Here is a 14810-nt window from a genome sequence, read left to right on the forward strand (position 1 = left end):
ATCGAGGATACGATGAAAAGACTTCTACTTAGATTGGCTTTTAGTTTTATTGCGATAGGAACTTATGCTAATGCCGCTGAAGTGAACTATTACGTTATCGCCGACCAAGCAAGGCCATTTCAAATAGAACAACAGGGGCAAATGCATTCCGGGATTGTGACTGACATCGTCAGTGCCATTTTCGCTGAATCAGATTATCAGGTGAATTATCATACTTATCCGTTTAAACGAATGATCTCCATATTAGAAGAAGGTGGCGAACCAAACTGGCTAACTTACGGCAGCCCAAATTGGGGCAAGGTGCAATCAGAAAACTTGTCTGAAGAGCCCATTTACACTGTAAAACATGTATTGGTCTCTAGTAGTGAGAAACCGTTAGAGTTCAAGAATATGGACACCATGCATGGCCGATCTATCGTATTACTACTCGGTTTTGATTATCCGAATTTAATCCCATTCTTTGAGGATGGTAGTGTGAATGAAATACGCGTTAAAGATTATGATGCCGCATATCGAGTGATAACCCGAACACCAGGAGATACAGCCTTCGTCGAAATGGAATCACGCGTTATGTACAACTTAAAACGCCTCAATTTGTCGCTAGAAGATTTTCAGATCCAATCTTTCAGTTCAGTTATCCCCGACTACTCGATCTATTTGGCCTTTTCGCCCCAAATGCAGCCAGAAACTCAGGACTACATCAATACACGTTTGGCTGAGTTAAAAACATCGGGCGAAATTGATGAGATCATTCAAAGGTATCAATAAATGACCTAACTAATGAAAACGCCAACGATTCTATCGTTGGCGTTTTCATCTATTGAGACATAGATGATGCTTTACTTGGTGTGATTGACAAACTTAGGATCAAACATGTGCCCTAATTTACTCGCCTTTGTTTGCAAGTAGTGTTGATTGCTCGGATTATTACCTTCTTGCAAGGGCACACGCTCAATGACGTTGATATCAACCGCTTTTAACGCAGCCAGCTTACGTGGGTTGTTCGTCATTAGTCGCACCGCATCAATGCCCAAATGCTCTAACATCCCTTTACAGAACGCGTAATCACGCATATCGGCAGCAAAGCCCAAACGTTCATTGGCTTCTACAGTATCGGCGCCATCGTCCTGGAGGTGATAAGCTCGAATTTTATTAATCAAGCCAATACCACGTCCTTCTTGACGCAAATAAAGCAGTACACCACATCCCTCTTCGACAATATTTTGTAGCGCCCTGTTGAGCTGAAAACCACAGTCGCAACGCGTACTAAACAAGGCATCGCCAGTAAGGCACTCCGAATGCAACCGAATAAGCGGTGCAGCGCTGTTTGCAGGCTCTCCATACACGAGGGCAAGATGCTCTTTGTTCGTGGCAGTTTCAACGAAGCCATACATCATAAATGTGCCCCATTGGGTCGGCAATTTGGCTTTATCGATGAACTTCACGAGATTGTAGGGCTCGACATGTCTCAGCTCAGCCCGAACGTTCATCAGAATTTCTCCTAAATGATTTTCTCCTTTACCGTCTCCCCCATCCCCCCAAAAGGCATCTTTGTGAGAATGCTCTGTAAGACAAGCGTTACCCGTTCTCATTAACTGCTGCGCTAAAGGTGGATTTTGCAGAAACTTTTCTCTAACGATAAAAGCCATAACGGCCAACTTCATATCCTCCCAGTCACTTCTGACAAAATGTTCGTATTTTCGACTTAAGGCGAATGCTTCATCGGGAGTGCTCGCGTGTTGAATTTTGCTCTGTAACTGCGCATCGAGGAACTTTTGGGCTTGATAATAATGTTCGCTGGTGGGCCAAGTTTGGGAGGATATATTGACTGGGGCATGGCAAAAATTGGAAAGAAAACCGTGGGGCTCATCGGGCTCATAAAAAAAGATTTGGTCAACCATACTCGCGCTCCTTGCTTTGTGGTCGCGATAATCAACAAAAAGCATATCACTATTGATATATCTTTTAGTAACGCTAGGTAAGATTGTCAAACTTCTACACAGATGAAAATGAGTTTGGATCTAGAACTTTTTAGGTGAAAGAGAGGTGAATTAGAACGTTTGGATAAGAAAAATAAAGAGATGTGAGATGTTGTGGTGAGACGCTATGACTAAAATGGAAGGAAAAATAAAAAGGGCAGTCCGACGACTACCCTATGGATTGCTATACCAAACTAGAGCAATCAGTGTATCAAGCCAAGCTCCCTTGCTTCTTCAATGGTCAATCCACTTTCACGGATTTCACGTAGCGCTTCAATGCGTCTTCTGGCTTCTGCTGATTTCACTGTTTTCTCAGGCTTCACAACGGCTTCTTCATCAGGTAATTCCCATTTGTGAGCGATGTTGGTCATCTCGTCATGGTCGATAGAATTAATGGACATATTTCCTCCGAACACACCATGTTTTCGATGCGTAATCTATAGCAAAACAGGAACGAGGTGGTAAGAAAAACTGTAGGGAAATGTGACCCCTCCCGCCCTTTCGTTAACTCCTTAATAGATCCATCATTTAAGTTTTGCCAAGGGGCAAATTTACGATTAGATTTGAATAATTACCCCTAAGAAACGTGTGCTGCTCCAGCTCTCAATTCTCGTCTTCCTTGACTTCATTAACAACGCCGGATACCACTTTTTATTTCGCCTAACTTTCGAGTCACTTCACTGATTCACCGCTTGCCACTTTCTAAAAACCATTACACCTGATAATGATAATAATTATCTTTTACATTAGTAGGGTGTTTATATGGATGGTATTAACTTAAATCATGCATACCACAATAATCCGGTCATCCAGATCCGAGATTTATGCGTCGATTACATCACCGATAATGGTGATTTCAATGCGGTAAAATCCGTCAGCTTCGATATCGGCAAAGGGGAAGTATTTGGGCTTGCTGGTGAATCGGGATGTGGCAAAAGCACGATCGCATTCTCGATCAACCGTCTCCATAAGCCGCCAGCGTTCATTTCTGGCGGTAAAATATTGTTTGATGGCAAAGACATTCTTAGCCTCTCAGATTCTGAGCTAACCGCTCTGAGGTGGAGTGAAATCGCCATGGTGTTTCAAAGCGCGATGAACTCACTCAACCCTGTCTTAACGATCCAAGAGCAATTCGCAGACGTATTGCGTCATCACCAAGGACTCACCAACGCTCAAGCGAAAGATCGAGCAGAAAAACTATTGGACTTGGTCAATATTCCACGAGAACGGTTAACGGAATACCCTCACCAATTTTCAGGTGGAATGCGTCAGCGCTTGGTGATTGCCATTGCTTTGTCTTTGAACCCTAAGCTGATCATTATGGATGAGCCCACAACCGCTTTAGATGTGGTGGTACAAAGGGAGATTTTACAACAAATCTATCAGCTTAGAGATGAATTTGGCTTCTCAGTACTCTTTATTACGCACGACTTGGCGCTGATGAGCCAATTGTGTGATCGCATTGCCATCATGCGGCATGGAGAAATCGTCGAAGTCAATCAGGCATACGAAATTCGCAATAATCCTCAACATCCCTACACACAAAAGCTATGGGCTTCTTTCCCAAACATCCACGACGTCCACAAACAACCAGAGCAACCAGAGCAACCAGAGCAACCAGAGCAACCAGGAGCGTAATCATGAATCAGCCTATCATCCAAATGAAAAACGTGATTAAAGAGTTCAGAGTAGGCGGTGGTTTAGCGAAAGAGGAAACCTTCCTTGCGCTCCAAGGCGTGAGCTTTGATCTGTATGCAGGAAAAACGCTGGCTTTGGTTGGAGAATCAGGCTGCGGTAAAAGTACGTGTGCTCGCTTGATCACTAAAGTCTATCCGGCAACAGAAGGCGAGATCCTTTTCAATGGCACTAATATCAATGAGATTACGTCACGCTCAGCGCTCCAAGAGTATCGCAGTAAAGTACAAATGGTGTTTCAAGATCCGTTTGGTTCACTCAATCCAACTCATACCATTCGCCATCATCTCACACGCCCTTTAAAGATTCATAAGCAAATCAAAAGCGAACGTGACATTCCTGCCCGTTTGGAAGCGCTTTTAAATTTGGTGGAACTACCTGAAGAGACATTAAATAAGTTTCCTCACGAGCTTAGTGGTGGACAACGTCAGCGAGTAAACTTAGCACGTGCTCTCGCCGTCGGTTCGCAAATCATTCTTGCGGATGAGCCAACATCGATGCTGGATGTCTCCATTCGCCTCGGGGTACTGAATCTAATGCAGCGCATGAAGCAAGAGCTAGGAATCGGCTTTTTGTACATTACTCATGATTTGGCGACCGCACACTACATCGCGGAAGAAACAGCTGTGATGTACAAAGGGCAAATCGTTGAATGGGGTGATACACACTCAATACTGAAGAATCCGCAGCACCCGTACACCAAACTATTGATTTCAGCCGTTCCCGATCCAGATCTTCCTTTTGGTAACTTAGTGAAAAGTGAACCAAACTATTCGATAGATGCCGATGAAATTCGTAGTCGTAGCAGCATCATTGTCGACGAATTTGATCAAATAGGACCCAATCACTATGTAAAACAATGGACTGAGGCTGCGTAATGGAATTGAGGACTTGGCAAGATCAGATCGCCATGTGGTATGAACATCGGAAGCATGATCAAGTTGAAAAACTGGAAACGATCTTATATCAAGCGCCCGACGGCGTGTTTGGCCCAGAACTAAACGAAGTTCAAAGCAAAGCGATTGCTTGCTGGCTAGACGGTTGTTTACGTGTGTTTCAACATGCTAGGTACCAAGATCCTCAAAAAGCGTATCAAACCTTGCTTTACACGAGCGCAAAGCTCGAGCAAGCGGCATGTCAGGTATCGACCGATATTCTGATCAAAGATTGGTGTTTAAAGCGACTTCAGCACCTTACCGTTTTAGCTCTAGAGTTTTGTAATCAGCAATGCGATCAAAATGAGTGGCAACAACAAGCACATAACTTGATCGAGTCGCATGTTGCTTTGATGCGTTCTTTACACTGGAATGAAGCCAAGAAGCATGATCAAGGTTTATCTCATTAATCTGGAAAAATGATCAAGGCTTACTTTGAGGAATTTGAGGTAAAAAAAAAGCGAGTTTCCTGAGGAGAAACTCGCGAAGTCTATTCAGAATGAATGTAACAATATGAGCCAATCTATTAATCATCAGAAAGGACAAAAGGTTGTCTATTCGTGATAAATAGTAGTCTCAGGCTTGGCTCCTAATGTCAGTGATTTGTTAGAGTTAAGTCTGTTTTTTATCATCGAAAGACATTGTTACATTTCAAATCAATACGCCACGCCTATTGCTTGATGTGTATCAAGCAACGCTTTTAAATCGCCATTTCATCCAGAGCGCGGAATACCATTTCATCCATGTGGCCATCGAAGATTTGACGGCACACCTTCCGACGTACCGCTAATCCAGCAATCAAGCGCTCAATGGTAAGATGCTTGATATCATTTTGAGTGTTAAACAGCTCGACGGTTTTGCTTAATGTCTCATAAGGAATTGGCTCATCCCCTACCCTTAGCCAATCAAGCTTCTCTATGTAATCAGAGCACTCTTCTTTGATTGAGGCATACGAGTGCCCTGTCATCGCAGATAAAGCCGTTATACTGCGTTCTAGGGCCTCTGGTGAGGTATATTTAGATAAAGTAATGGTGATCTCGTCTGCATTGATCTCTACCAGGTGTTTTCTTTGCTTCACGCGGCGGCCTAAATTCCCTCTTGGAGATGGCGCTTTGCGTTGGATAGGCTCAAATTCGCCGTCTATGATGCCTGAGAGCTCTTCAAGCTGTTGTCGGGTAACCATCTCATTACGAAGTGGGTTTGGCAGCGTAGGCGCCATGTTACGCTTTCCTGCGTTGGTTGTTCGCGCACGTGAATAACGTAAGACTTCTTCCACATCGCATTTAATATCGATCTGGTAGTCCATCACTTTGTCATTCTCGATCATAGTTTCGATCGTCAGGTGATAACCCCACAAATTCACGACAAACAGTTCATCCGTTCCCTTACCATCCGATAAACGCTTCAGCTCTCGGATCAAATCCATCGAGAATCGTCGCCATTCGATGTTACGTGCCAGCTTCTGGTTTAATTCACTCAGCAGCATGCAGTCAGTATGACGACGCACCATGCGGCTACGGAAGAAAGAATACAGTTGGAATACCAAAGTATGTTGCTTCAAGATCTCTGGTGGGAACAAGAAGAAATAATCACGCGTTAATAGTTCTTCATAAAACGAAGGCTCCCAAACCAAAATGTACAAGTTTGGCTTGATACGAATTTCACCATCGCTTCCCTCTACAGGCGCTTCTTCAGACGCAGTGATGGTTCGAGCAAGAAAACGAAAACGATCACTTTTGAATCCTTCTGGCATGTTTTCACTTAGCCAACGACCAGTAAGTTCATGCAGCTGGAAATCGGTAAACTCAATACGATCAATACTGTCGCGAATAGAATCACGTGCTGGACCACTGTCTTTTTTGCCTCGAAGCGACAAAATATCAGTAATGTATAACGGCGTCTTGTTCGGCACGTGTGCTGCGTCGAGTTGATACTGATCTTTGTGATGATCATGGTATTGCACGGTCAATGTGAACAGAGCAAACAAGGTCATCAGATCATCCACAGTCATGATATTTTTGGATGATCGCGTTTCAATAACCGCTTTGGTACCAGAGATCGACACCATGGATTTCTGATAACTTTTTCGAGTTCTTGGTGGTGCAAGTGCTTGGTCAATGATCCCAGCCCAATTCGTTGGAGACACGACAAATTGATCGGCTTCATCTTTCATCGTTGGAGGGGTATTCAACCCATGTTCATTCAACAAACGCTTGTTCACTTGGGTTTGAGCCAATGCTTTTGAACGTTTTTGCTTTTCGTTTTGGCGTACTTTGTCTGTAACAAGACTTGTTGCACCCAACACTGAAATAAGCTGATTAGGATTAACAAACTTATGTAACATCGTCTTACCAGCAAGTCCTTCTTCAAACCGCACTGGAGTTTGAGTAAACAAACCAATGTTTACTGCTGCACGTAAGCGTTGTTGCAGAGCTGCACGAGTGAGTTGTCCGTCCGTCGCTTCCACAATCTCTGTGGTGGAAACCAATCCATCTTTGCTGCTGAAACCTCGCAATGAGATCAGATTAAGCAACTCTAAGATGCTTTTGGTCACCCCTTTGAAATGTTGGTACTGCTCTACCCAATCTGCAGAGGATTCATGTACCTCAAAAAGATGGCCATCCTTATGGCTTCTAGGTGCTTTAATCAGAATTTTTTCATCAGCCGTCATTTTAGATCCAGATCACACTAGCCGTAGTTGTGCTATGGTTCCGAAGAATAAAGAAAAACAGATCATAAATAAAGAAAAAAGATTGTTTTTTAAATAACTGATCTTTTTGATTAATCTGATCTTAATTGATTATATGATCTAATGATCTGGCTATCGTTTTGCCGCTAAGTACATGTTCTATAAAGTGATTATTTTCATGCATGTCGGAACTATGATCATGTTGATTCTGAAACTATGATCAACAATAGCCTGAAAGCATGATCACATTTGCTCGTAAGCATGATCATTAAGTTTATGAAAAGATGATCAAAAGAGTCTTGAAACGATGATCATGATGTTTTTACAGGTTATCCACAGATGCTGTGTTTAATAATGATCTTAATGAGGATTTTATTGAGCATTGTCGATGTTATTGATACTCGGATCGATGATCAAGAGCTGAGATAGCTATCGTTCTGGAGACAATATTGATGATAAATTACTCATGTGATGAAAATGCATCCAAGTAGCTCTTATTCCGCAGTAAAACCTAGTTTCGGACTATTCTTAGGAAGCATGATCATGAGAGTAAGATTTATCATAGTCACTTGAACAATTTCATTGTTCCGGCTTCTCTATCCACTAATTTCTTCTCCATCCCCCATTCTGACTGCATTCAACCGTAAATTAGAGACAAAAACTCATGCTTCCGAGAGATTCTATAGCTTGATCATATTTCCGATTGATGGATCTTATTTAATCCGCGTGTTTACACCCTCGTCTACTCTATTTTTCCATGATCATGCTTTCGTATTTGTGTTTTATCATGGAAGCATGATCATAAGCATACCTTGATCATACTTCCATAGGAACATCACTTGAACTGCCCTTTTTGGCTCGGATACATGATCAAGGTTGTTATTAGCGTTCATGTTGAAAGATTGCTTTCTATTTTTTGTTTAAATTAGGTTGGCCTAACATAATCCGTAATTTAGCTTAAGAATATAATCGTTCCGGTAGAAAATTGATTTACATTGTAAATGAGTGACGCTGTAACACTTTTATTTTTAAGTTTAAGGTGTCCATTTATTCGAAGATTATTTAATTAAAAATAGTTATGTTTTTTACCATAAATCATAAAAGCGTCGATTTGAGTGTTTTTTTATGTGATGGTTATTCAAAATGTTCGTGCACCTTTTTGTTGTTTTTGGTCTTTACTGCTGTACAATTGCAAGCATAAATCCTTCCAACGGAATTTGGCATGAAAAGAGAAAAAACGATTGAAAACCTTCTTGAGTTGGCGGAGCTGACTCAGCAGGTTCAAGCTGACCGTATTGAAATTGTTTTAGAAGAGCGAAGCGATAACTACTTCCCACCAATGTCTAAGGCGATGATGGAAACCCGTTCAGGTTTAACTCGTCGTAAGCTCGATGACGCGATTGGTAAGATGGAAGCGGCTGGCCATCAATTTACTAAAAATAACGCGAATCATTATTCAATTACGTTAGAAGAAGCACATATGCTTATGGATGCGGCTGAAGTGCCTAAATTTCATGAGCGTAAGAAGAATTCAGGTAACAAACCTTGGATTATTAACGTGCAGAACCAGAAGGGTGGTACAGGTAAATCAATGACAGCGGTCCATTTAGCGGCATGTTTAGCGCTAAATTTGGATAAACGCTACCGTATTTGTTTAATCGACTTAGACCCACAAGGCTCGCTACGTTTATTCCTCAACCCACAAATCAGCATGGCAGAGCATGACAATATCTATTCTGCTGTAGACATTATGTTGGGTAACGTGCCTGATGGTGTAGAAATTGACAGTGAATTTTTGCGTAAAAACGTATTACTGCCAACGCAGTACCCGAATTTAAAGTCAATTTCAGCGTTTCCAGAAGATGCAATGTTTAATGCTGAAGCATGGCAAACGCTATCTGAAGACCCATCACTCGATATCGTTCGTCTGCTAAAAGAGCAACTGATTGATAAAATTGCTGATGACTTCGATATCATCATGATTGATACCGGCCCACACGTTGACCCACTAGTATGGAATGCGATGTATGCATCAAATGCATTGTTAATCCCTTGTGCGGCTAAGCGTCTGGATTGGGCTTCAACAGTAAACTTCTTCCAGCATTTGCCTACGGTATATGAAATGTTTCCGGAAGACTGGAATGGTCTTGAGTTTGTTCGCTTGATGCCAACCATGTTTGAGGACGACAATAAGAAGCAAGTTTCTGTTTTAACTGAAATGAACTATCTTCTAGGTGACCAAGTTATGATGGCTACTATCCCTCGTAGCCGTGCGTTTGAAACCTGTGCCGATACCTACAGCACAGTATTTGATCTGACAGTAAGCGATTTTGAAGGCGGTAAGAAGACGCTAGCCACCGCACAAGATGCTGTTCATAAAAGCGCACTGGAATTAGAGCGTGTGCTGCATTCTAATTGGCCGTCATTGAATCAGGGGTAATAAGTAAATGGCTTTGAAAACGTCTGAATTAAACGCGAAATTATTTGGCAAAACGAATAAACGTCGTGTTGTGACTCCACAAGAGGCGCAAACCGCGGCAAAAGAAAAAGCTCAAACGATTGAGCTAGCTGTCGCAGGTGAAAACATTGTTCAGTTTGAACTTGTTCGTATGCCTGCAGAGAAAGTCGCGACAGAAACAACGGTGTTTGTTGATAACGCTCGTGAGCAATCGTTCTTAAACGAGCATGCTTTATCTGATGTTTTAGTCACACTCAAAGAGCGTGGCCAACAATATCCAGCGGTGGGTCGTAGAACTAAAGATGGCAAGATTGAAGTTTTAGATGGTAGCCGTCGTCGCATGTCTTGTATCCTCGCGGAGCAAGATTTTTTGGTTTATGTTGCTGACAACATCAATACTGACCATGCAAAGTTTTTGTCTGATGTGGCAAATGCTCACAAGCCGCTCTCTTTGTACGAAAAAGGTAAAGAGATGCAGGCTAAACTAGATAGTGGTGAAGCTGAAGATCAGAAAGCATTGGCGAAAATGTTCCAGTGCAGTGAAGCGTTAGTAAGTGGCGCTTTAAAAGCGGCGGCATTACCGTTAGAACTGCTTCAAGCGTATCCCAATGTCGGCGATCTTGGTCGTCCAACTATTGTGAAACTGCACAAACAGTTTTCAACGTTGACGCCAGAGCAGCAGCAAGAGCTGTTAGATAAGTGTCGCTCTAGCGAAGGCTTTTTATGGCAGCGAAGCACAGCTCAAGGCGTTGCTCGTCTGACAAAAGAAGTCACGGAAAGCATCGAAAACTGGATTGCTGAGCTTGCACCAGCAAAACCTAGCAAGAAGACCGAAAAAGTCGACTTAGTAAAAGGTCGAGCAAGCTACAGCCGAAAAGGTAGCAGTCTGGCGTTGAACTTGAAGAAAGTTGACGACAGCTTGATGGAAGAGATTCTTGCCTTTGTGCAAAACAAGATGCAATAACAAAAGATGATTGAATCAACCGCCTCCGGGCGGTTTTTTTATATCTGAGAAGCGTCAAATTAAAGATGTGATACCATTGCGTCAGTTCAACGTTGGATAGACAAAATGCAGACACAATCTGATTTCCTTTCATCACTTCAACAACAAGCTCATCAATCTTTCCAAAGATTCGGCATCGTCATTCAAGGCGAGTCTTCTTGGCAAGATGCATTGGTGTCAGAGTTCCATAAAACACAGATGTATCAACGTTGGTTTTGTGTCGGCGATTTTGGTTTGGAAAACGCATACAGTGTTTCGCCTAAACAAGGGCACATGTTGTTAGGCAGAGAGTGTGACGTTCTATTGTTTGAAGCTCGAAATGGTTTTGACGCAAATAGCTTTACCGCCGCGCTTGGCTCATTGGTTGGCGGTGGTCTTCTTATTGTCATTACTGAGTCGCGACAACCTACGAATTTTGCTCAGCAATGGATGCACAAACAATGGGAGAAGCTCGTTGTTATTGAGCAAGACAAAGCATTGCCAACGGCTCCAGACATCAAGCAAGCAGAAAAAGAAAGCCACTACACGGAACAAGAACATGCCATTTCTCTAATTGAAAAGGTGGTAACTGGACATCGAAAGCGACCGTTAGTTTTGACCGCTGATCGTGGGCGCGGAAAAACAAGTGCCCTCGGCATTGCGTGTGCGAACTTATTACAGCAGAAGCCACTTAGAATCTTAATTACGGCACCATCTATAAAAGCTGTTGAGCCTGTTTACCAACATGCTTTGCGGTTACTTCCTAATGCGCAGCGTATTAGGAAGGACAGATTAGAATCAGGGCAGGGAGCCATTCAATTCATTGCTCCTGACGAACTTCTATCGAGCCGACCTGAATGTGATTTGTTACTTGTCGATGAAGCGGCTGCAATTCCAGTTCCTATGCTTAAAAGCATTACCGAACATTATCATCGACTCGTTTTTTCTACGACTATTCACGGTTATGAAGGTTGTGGCCGGGGCTTTACGATTAAATTTGTTGATTGGCTTCAGAAACAGCGTTCGGGAATGAAAACATGGCACATGACACAGCCCATCCGCTGGAGCATGAATGATGCGCTCGAATCATGGCTCTATGACGCGTTTTTGTTGGATGCGGAGTTAACGCACCATCAACTTAACCAGGTCGACTCAATTTCCCTTTCTAAAGCCGATAAGGACGATTTGATATCGCAGCCTAGTTTGCTGCGCGAGTGCTTTGCTCTTTTGGTTAATGCTCATTATCAGACCTCGCCGAATGATTTAATTCACCTTTTGCAGGATGACAATAGTCATCTCTATTTTGCTAAACAAGACAATATGGTTGTGGGGGTAATATTAGCGGTCGAAGAGGGTGGGCTTGACGATGAATTGGTTGAAGGAATCCAGCTTGGTAAGCGTCGTCCTAAAGGACACTTAGCCCCAATTACGATTGCAAACCACCTAGGATTTCCGAATGTCGCGAAGTTATCGACGCAGCGAGTCATGAGAATTGCTGTTCATCCAGCATTGCAAGGAAAAGGCATTGGTCAAAAAATGCTGCAGAAACTTGAGCAAATGGCTGCTAAACACATTGCTTACTTATCCACGAGTTTCGGTGCGACGGAAGAGTTGGTCCATTTTTGGCGACAATCGAACTTCCGTACAATTCGCTTAGGATCAATGCGCGATGCTGCTAGCGGTTGTTATTCAGTCTTGATGGTCAAAGCTTGTGATTCCAAACAGACGGCTTGGGTCGATGAATCTCAGGCGCTATTTGAAGAAATGTTGTCTAACAATGTGGCTGACGTCTATCCAAAATTAGAAGCCTCAATTTTTCGAGCTCTATTACCGCAACCTTTGGGAATGAGTCCACTTCATCCCGCTAAGTTATTACTAATTGAATGCTATGCTGATGGTGGTAACAGTTATGAGTCCGTGTCTGCTTGGCTTCAGCAGTGGTTACTTAACTTAGGTTTGAACTCCGCTTCCGACTTGATGATCAGTAAGCTTTTTCTTAACCGTAGTTGGACTGAATGTGCTCAGCAATTTGGGCTACCTGGAAGAAGGCAAGTTGAGCATCAGTTAAGGGACGAAGTAAAGCACATTTGGAACGATTTACACTGTAAACAATAAAGGGAAATTTACACTGTAAATGAAATTATTAGGAGCTGATTTTACACTGTAAATCCAGCTCCTTTTTATTTCAGTGTGTATTTTGATTGAGCTTTAGGTTAAATCGAAATGTTCTCTTAATATCTGTTTAACCGTTATTGATGGATTACTTTCTTTAGTGACGTGAGCCCTATAATAAGAAATGCGAGGTTTGTTCAGAAAACGGATTTGGGTAGACTGAAAGTGTTGATGGGAAGCAAAGTGGTAAGGGTATGTGGAAGCTGTGTCTTGAGTTATCTGAAGATAAGACCAAGGTGATAGCCCGTCTTCCGGGAGAAGTGGACCTCGGTGGTGAGCTAAATCAAAATGAATTAAACGAGCAGCTCGTCGCAATGAACGCTGAAAAGATGTTTGTTGTTGAGGGGGAAGTCGTGAGATTCATTAACTGCGCTAAAGAACGTAAAGCCGAGGCCTACGAAGGCATCGTCATTGCGGAAAAACGCAACGCGCAAGTTGAGGTTGAATTATCGAATAATGACATGCTCGCCAGTATGAACGTTGTCGGCGCGTACGGAGGCCGAGGTTTACGTGGCCCCGAGATTGTTCAAGCCCTTGCTCAAGCGCGAGTTTCGAAAGGCATCAACAAACTGGCTTTGAAGAAAGTGTTGGTTGTCAGCACTCAGCTCAAACCCGGCGAAACTTTTTCTCAACCTGTAGCGGTAGGTAAGCAACCTATCAAAGGCAAAGACGCTCTTTTTACTCCTCTCGTTAAAGACATCACCAAACGCATCCTCAAACCCAAAGACGGCCAATCTGCTAGCGACAAAATTGATTTACGTAACCTCGGTGAAACTATCGCGGTTGACGTAGGCGATGAGGTGATGCGCCGCACGCCTGCGACCAAAGGTACGCCAGGTTTTACTGTTCAAGGGCGAGTGATTCCTCCGCAAGCCGGAAAAGACAGCCCAATGAAGCCGGGCAAAGGCACTGAGATAAGCAAGCAAGACCCAAACCTATTGATTGCATCGGTATCCGGTACGCCTCTAATTAAAGACAAAACCATTGAAGTTGATAACGCACTCTGTCTCAATAGCGTTGGCGTGAATACAGGTCACGTGAAATTCAAAGGGAATGTGATTATCGGTGGCAACATTGAATCCGGCATGATTGTTAAAGCGACGGGCTCTATTACTGTAGGCGGCTTCATTGAATCGGCTGACGTACAAGCGCAAGACGACATTCAAGTTGGTAAAGGTATCATTGGCCACACCGTGAGTGATGGCCAGCCAAAAAGTTGTCACGTCAAAGCCAAAGGTTCGATTCGTGCCAGCTACGCCCAATATTGTGATTTGCAAGCCGGCGAAGATATTGAATTGGCGGTGCACAGCATGAATAACGATATTGTTTGTGGGCGCAATCTGACGGTGTTGGATGCGAACGGTAGGAACGGCACGCTCAGCGGCGGAGATGCAAAAGTCGGTGACAAAGTGGTGTGCTTACAATTGGGCGTAGAAGGCGACACCGCCACTAAGGTAGAAGCGTTCGCGCGCTATTCTGCATTTAAGGAGCGATTAGCAGAGCTCAAAGATCAATATAAACGCGCTCAAGAAGGAACGATGGATGTGATTCGTAAAGAGCTCGAATTTAAGAAACGTCCTAAAGCCGAACGTACCGACGAAGAACAAGCTCAGATTGATGTGATGAAAACACAAAACAACGAGCAGCTTGAAGCGATAAAGCAAAAGCTAGAACAAACGGAACATGACTTTGAAGTCGCGTTAGAAGAAAATATTGTCGAAGCCAAAGAGCGTGTCTTCACTCGCGTGACGGTGCAGTTTGGCGACGAACAAGTAACGACAAAGCGCACTCATGGCGGTTGTTCGTTCCGTTTCAATCAATACGAAATTAAAGTCTCGGCGAACTTGGAAGAAGAGGACGTCGCTGCGGTTTAAGCTTTCTTACTCACTGAGCCCACACG

The 14810-nt window shown here is 43.3% G+C and carries 11 protein-coding genes; 8 read left to right on the forward strand and 3 right to left on the reverse strand.

The window, feature by feature from the left end; translation table 11 throughout:
• The first annotated feature begins 12 nt into the window (after positions 1-12).
• Positions 13-768, forward strand: a complete 756-nt coding sequence (locus tag LIX84_RS10130; RefSeq protein WP_226421213.1) for a substrate-binding periplasmic protein — start codon at positions 13-15, stop codon at positions 766-768.
• A gap of 71 nt (positions 769-839) precedes the next feature.
• Here LIX84_RS10130 and ribA read toward each other — a convergent pair whose 3' ends face one another.
• Together ribA and LIX84_RS10140 are read right to left on the reverse strand one after the other, a co-directional pair.
• A complete protein-coding gene (ribA, locus tag LIX84_RS10135) occupies positions 840-1901 on the reverse strand; it encodes a GTP cyclohydrolase II (protein ID WP_146107574.1) in 1062 nt (353 codons plus the stop codon).
• Between the two features lie 281 nt (positions 1902-2182).
• Entirely contained in the window at positions 2183-2380 is a 198-nt protein-coding gene (locus tag LIX84_RS10140; RefSeq protein ID WP_005392088.1) for a PA3496 family putative envelope integrity protein, read from the reverse strand.
• A 361-nt stretch (positions 2381-2741) separates the two neighbouring features.
• On the opposite strand from LIX84_RS10140, the gene LIX84_RS10145 reads away from it, so the two are divergent.
• From LIX84_RS10145 to LIX84_RS10155, 3 genes are read left to right on the forward strand one after another with little or no spacing between them, the layout of a single operon-like run.
• A complete protein-coding gene (locus LIX84_RS10145; protein WP_226421214.1) occupies positions 2742-3617 on the forward strand; it encodes an ABC transporter ATP-binding protein in 876 nt (291 codons plus the stop codon).
• A 2-nt stretch (positions 3618-3619) separates the two neighbouring features.
• A complete protein-coding gene (locus LIX84_RS10150) occupies positions 3620-4552 on the forward strand; it encodes an ATP-binding cassette domain-containing protein (protein WP_226421215.1) in 933 nt (310 codons plus the stop codon).
• Positions 4552-5019, forward strand: a complete 468-nt coding sequence (locus tag LIX84_RS10155; RefSeq protein ID WP_134646286.1) for a transcriptional regulator — start codon at positions 4552-4554, stop codon at positions 5017-5019. The genes LIX84_RS10150 and LIX84_RS10155 overlap by 1 nt, the downstream gene beginning before the upstream one ends.
• Positions 5020-5309: 290 nt before the next feature.
• Here the strand turns inward: LIX84_RS10155 and LIX84_RS10160 are convergent, their stop codons facing one another.
• Positions 5310-7280: a replication initiator protein RctB domain-containing protein gene (locus LIX84_RS10160; protein ID WP_005392102.1), complete on the reverse strand. Its 1971-nt coding sequence runs from the start codon at positions 7278-7280 to the stop codon at positions 5310-5312.
• 1240 nt (positions 7281-8520) lie between these two features.
• Here LIX84_RS10160 and LIX84_RS10165 point away from each other — a divergent pair.
• From LIX84_RS10165 to LIX84_RS10180, 4 genes are all read left to right on the forward strand, one after another.
• Positions 8521-9738, forward strand: coding sequence for an AAA family ATPase (locus LIX84_RS10165; protein ID WP_005374503.1), 1218 nt, complete (start codon positions 8521-8523; stop codon positions 9736-9738).
• 7 nt (positions 9739-9745) lie between these two features.
• Entirely contained in the window at positions 9746-10720 is a 975-nt protein-coding gene (locus LIX84_RS10170; protein ID WP_226421216.1) for a ParB/RepB/Spo0J family partition protein, read from the forward strand.
• Between the two features lie 105 nt (positions 10721-10825).
• Positions 10826-12853, forward strand: a complete 2028-nt coding sequence (locus tag LIX84_RS10175) for a tRNA(Met) cytidine acetyltransferase TmcA (RefSeq protein WP_226421217.1) — start codon at positions 10826-10828, stop codon at positions 12851-12853.
• Positions 12854-13104: 251 nt separating this feature from the next.
• On the forward strand, positions 13105-14784 hold the full coding sequence (locus LIX84_RS10180) for a DUF342 domain-containing protein (RefSeq protein ID WP_053350126.1): 1680 nt from the start codon (positions 13105-13107) through the stop codon (positions 14782-14784).
• Positions 14785-14810 lie beyond the last annotated feature (26 nt).

Origin of the sequence: Vibrio sp. E14 (assembly GCF_020515785.1) — a bacterium.
In the GTDB taxonomy this organism is placed as follows: Bacteria; Pseudomonadota; Gammaproteobacteria; order Enterobacterales; family Vibrionaceae; genus Vibrio; species Vibrio diabolicus.

Coding starts and splice junctions, on each gene's coding strand:
- ribA (WP_146107574.1), bottom strand. CDS start 1,901: ATGGTTGACCAAATCTTTTTTTATGAGCCCGATGAGCCCCACGGTTTT.
- LIX84_RS10150 (WP_226421215.1), top strand. CDS start 3,620: ATGAATCAGCCTATCATCCAAATGAAAAACGTGATTAAAGAGTTCAGA.
- LIX84_RS10170 (WP_226421216.1), top strand. CDS start 9,746: ATGGCTTTGAAAACGTCTGAATTAAACGCGAAATTATTTGGCAAAACG.
- LIX84_RS10175 (WP_226421217.1), top strand. CDS start 10,826: ATGCAGACACAATCTGATTTCCTTTCATCACTTCAACAACAAGCTCAT.
- LIX84_RS10155 (WP_134646286.1), top strand. CDS start 4,552: ATGGAATTGAGGACTTGGCAAGATCAGATCGCCATGTGGTATGAACAT.
- LIX84_RS10165 (WP_005374503.1), top strand. CDS start 8,521: ATGAAAAGAGAAAAAACGATTGAAAACCTTCTTGAGTTGGCGGAGCTG.
- LIX84_RS10180 (WP_053350126.1), top strand. CDS start 13,105: ATGTGGAAGCTGTGTCTTGAGTTATCTGAAGATAAGACCAAGGTGATA.
- LIX84_RS10140 (WP_005392088.1), bottom strand. CDS start 2,380: ATGTCCATTAATTCTATCGACCATGACGAGATGACCAACATCGCTCAC.
- LIX84_RS10145 (WP_226421214.1), top strand. CDS start 2,742: ATGGATGGTATTAACTTAAATCATGCATACCACAATAATCCGGTCATC.
- LIX84_RS10160 (WP_005392102.1), bottom strand. CDS start 7,280: ATGACGGCTGATGAAAAAATTCTGATTAAAGCACCTAGAAGCCATAAG.
- LIX84_RS10130 (WP_226421213.1), top strand. CDS start 13: ATGAAAAGACTTCTACTTAGATTGGCTTTTAGTTTTATTGCGATAGGA.